Annotated in this window: 3 protein-coding genes; all 3 read right to left on the reverse strand. The window is 70.0% G+C overall.

Annotated elements, in window-relative coordinates:
* Window positions 1–988 (reverse strand): low specificity L-threonine aldolase (locus tag H0X00_RS14865; protein WP_293772407.1); only part of this gene is annotated, 988 nt, incomplete at its 3' end.
* 4 nt (window positions 989–992) lie between these two features.
* Window positions 993–2,327 carry a class II 3-deoxy-7-phosphoheptulonate synthase gene (locus tag H0X00_RS14870; RefSeq protein WP_293772408.1) on the reverse strand — a complete coding sequence of 445 codons (1,335 nt, stop codon included), beginning with the start codon at window positions 2,325–2,327 and terminating at the stop codon, window positions 993–995.
* Between the two features lie 256 nt (window positions 2,328–2,583).
* A partial coding sequence (locus H0X00_RS14875) for an ATP-dependent 6-phosphofructokinase (protein ID WP_293772409.1) occupies window positions 2,584–3,425 on the reverse strand: 842 nt, incomplete at its 5' end.

The raw sequence follows: 3,425 nt of genomic DNA on the forward strand, positions 1-3,425 counted from the left end.
CGCGGGCACAGCCCGCGTCGTCGACGTCGAGGTGCGTCACCAGCCGGATCGTGCGCGGCCCGATCAGCGACACCAGGACGCCGTCCTCGCGCGCCGCGGTGGCGACCTCGGCGGCGACCGGGCCACCAGCGGGCAGGTCCACCACGACGATGTTGGTCTGCGGCGTGGAGACTCCCGCGGTGACCTCGGACAGCCGGCGGGCCAGTTCCGCGGCCCGCTCGTGGTCCTGCGCCAGTCGCTCGATGTTGTGGTCCAGGGCGTACAACCCGGCCGCGGCCAGAATGCCGACCTGCCGCATGCCACCGCCGAGCCGCTTGCGCCACCAGCGGGCGCCGGTGACAAGGTCGGCCGGCCCGGCGATCAGGGAGCCGACCGGCGCGCCCAGGCCCTTGGACAGGCACACCGAGACGCAATCGAACAACCGGCCGTAGGTGTCCAGCGGCGTACCGGTGGCGACGTGCGCGTTCCAGAGGCGGGCGCCGTCGAGGTGCAGTCGCACCGCGGACTCGGTCGCCCAGGTCCGCAGGGTCCCCAGCTCGGCCAGCGGCTGCACGGTGCCGCCGCCGAAGTTGTGGGTGTTCTCCACCGCGACCACGCCGGTGCGCACGAGGTGGATACTGCTTTCCGGGACGGCCATCCCGATCACGTCGGCGGCGGCGAACAGGCCGTCGGGTGCGTTCCAGGTCCGGGTGGTCACTGCGCCGAAGGCGGCGTGGGCGCCCAGTTCGGCTCGCACCACGTGCGCCGTGGAATCGCAGAGCACCTCCTCGCCGGGACGGGCGAGCAGGCGCAGACCGAGCTGGTTGGCCATGGAGCCGGTGGGGGTGAACAGCGCCGCCTCGTGGCCGAGCATCGCGGCCACCCGCTCCTGCAGCGCGAGCACGGTCGGGTCCTCGCCGTAGACGTCGTCCCCTACCTCGGCATCGATCATCGCCGCGCGCATGGCCGGCGTCGGACGGGTGACGGTGTCGCTCCGAAGATCGATCACGGTGTCAGTGGTTCTCCCGGTACATCCGGGCCACCTCGAAGGCGAGGTCCAGGGACTGGGTCCGGTTCAGGCGCGGGTCGCAGGCGGTCTCGTAACGCTGATTGAGATCGGCCTCGTCCAGGGTGTGGCCGCCGCCGGTGCACTCGGTGACGTCCTCACCGGTGAGCTCCATGTGCAGGCCGCCGGGGTGGGTGCCGAGCGCGCGGTGCACCTCGAAGAACCCGCGGACCTCGTCGAGAACGTCGTCGAACTTCCGCGTCTTGTAGCCGTTCGCGGCCTCGTAGGTGTTGCCGTGCATCGGGTCGCAGACCCAGCCGACAACCGCACCGGAGGCCGTCACCTTGTCGACCAGGCGCGGCAGGTTCTCGCGCACCTTGCCGGCGCCCATCCGGGTGATGAAGGTCAGCCGGCCCGGCTCGCGATCCGGGTCGAGGGCCTCGATCAGGGCGAGCGCGTCGTCCGCCGTCGAGGACGGCCCGAGCTTCACCCCGATCGGGTTGCGGATCTTGCGGAAGAAGTCGACGTGCGCACCGCCGAGGTTGCGGGTGCGCTCGCCGATCCAGACGAAGTGCGCGGACACGTCGTAGGGCAGACCGGTACGGGAGTCGATGCGCGTGAGCGCCCGCTCGTACTCCAGCAGCAACGCCTCGTGGCTGGAGTAGATGTCGACGCTGGAGAGCGCGTCGGTGTCGACGCCGCAGGCCCGCATGAACTCCAGGGCCCGGTCGATCTCCGCGGCCAGTGCCTCGTAGCGCTGGCCCACCGGGGAGTCCGCGACGAAGTCCTGGTTCCAGGCGTGCACCTGGCGCAGGTCGGCGTAACCACCGTGGGTGAAGGCGCGGACCAGGTTGAGGGTCGAGGCCGATGCGTTGTACATCCGGACCAGCCGCTGCGGGTCGGGGATGCGCGACTCGGGGGTGAAGTCGATGCTGTTGACCGCGTCCCCGCGGTAGGACGGCAGCTCGAGGCCGTCGCGCTTCTCCATCGGGGCCGAGCGCGGCTTGGCGTACTGGCCGGCGAACCGGCCCATTTTCACCACCGGCACCGAGCCGGCGTAGGTGAGCACAACGGCCATCTGCAGCAGCGTCTTGAGCTTCGCCCGCAGCGGGTCGGCCCCGCGCACGTCGAAGGACTCCGCGCAGTCACCGCCCTGGAGCAGGAACGCCTCGCCCCGGGCCACCGCCGCCAGCCGGGTCTTGAGCTGGTCGCACTCCCCCGCAAAAACCAGCGGCGGCAGGGACTGGAGCTCAGCGACGGCGGCGGCCAGCGCCGCGGCGTCGGGGTAGTCCGGCTGCTGCAGCGCAGGCAGTTCGCGCCAGGTGTCCAGGTCGATACTCACACCGGACAGATTACGTTGCCGCAGGTCGGACGCATAAACGCGTTTCGCCGGCTTCGGTGTGCTGGCAGCAGGCCCACATCCGTGTTATCGGCAGTGTTCAGATCGTGCCAACGGTAGCTTTCGCCGATGACCTGGGTGATCAACAAGGGTGAATTGAGTCCGCGTAGGCCCTAGATCATGGTTGTGACAGGAGTGGCGCCCGGGCAGCCAAAGCCGCATCTCCAGTTGCAACCTTGATCCTGCGCCGACGCAGTCCTCAGCCGAAGAAGACCTCGGCCTCGGCGTAGAGCGACGGGTCGACGAGCTTGAGTTCGCGGGTCGCGTCGGCCAGCGGAACCCGGACGATGTCGGTGCCGCGCAGCGCGACCATCTGGCCGAAGTCCTTCTCCTGCACGGCGTCGATCGCGTGCAGGCCGAACCGGGTGGCCAGCCAGCGGTCGAACGCGGTGGGAGTGCCGCCGCGCTGGACGTGCCCGAGCACGACAGCGCGGGACTCCGCACCGGTGCGGACCTCGATCTCCTGAGCGACCCGGTCGCCGATGCCGCCGAGGCGGACGTGACCGAAGGCGTCCTTCTCCCCGGAGACGAGTTCCATCGTCCCTTCCTTGGGCACCGCGCCCTCGGAGACGACCACGATCGGCGAGTAATGACTCTCGAAGCGGCTCTCGATGAGCTTGCAGACCTTCGCGATGTCGAAGGGCACCTCGGGAATCAGGATCAGGTTCGCTCCCCCGGCCATCCCGGCGTGCAGCGCGATCCAGCCGGCGTGACGGCCCATCACTTCCACGACCAGCGCGCGATGGTGGGACTCGGCGGTGGTGTGCAGCCGGTCGATCGCCTCGACCGCGATGTTCACCGCGGTATCGAAACCGAAGGTGTAGTCGGTGGCGCCGAGGTCGTTGTCGATGGTCTTGGGGACCCCGACGACCGCCAGGCCCTCCGCGTGCAACCGGGTGGCGACGCCCAGCGTGTCCTCGCCACCGATGGCGATCAGGGCGTCGATGCCGAGGTCCGCGAGGTGCTTGCGGATCCGCTCGATGCCGCCCTCGACCGTGATCGGGTTCGTCCGCGACGAACCCAGGATGGTGCCACCGCGCG

The sequence above is a fragment of the Sporichthya sp. genome (assembly GCF_013815995.1).
Lineage (GTDB): Bacteria > Actinomycetota > Actinomycetes > Sporichthyales > Sporichthyaceae > Sporichthya.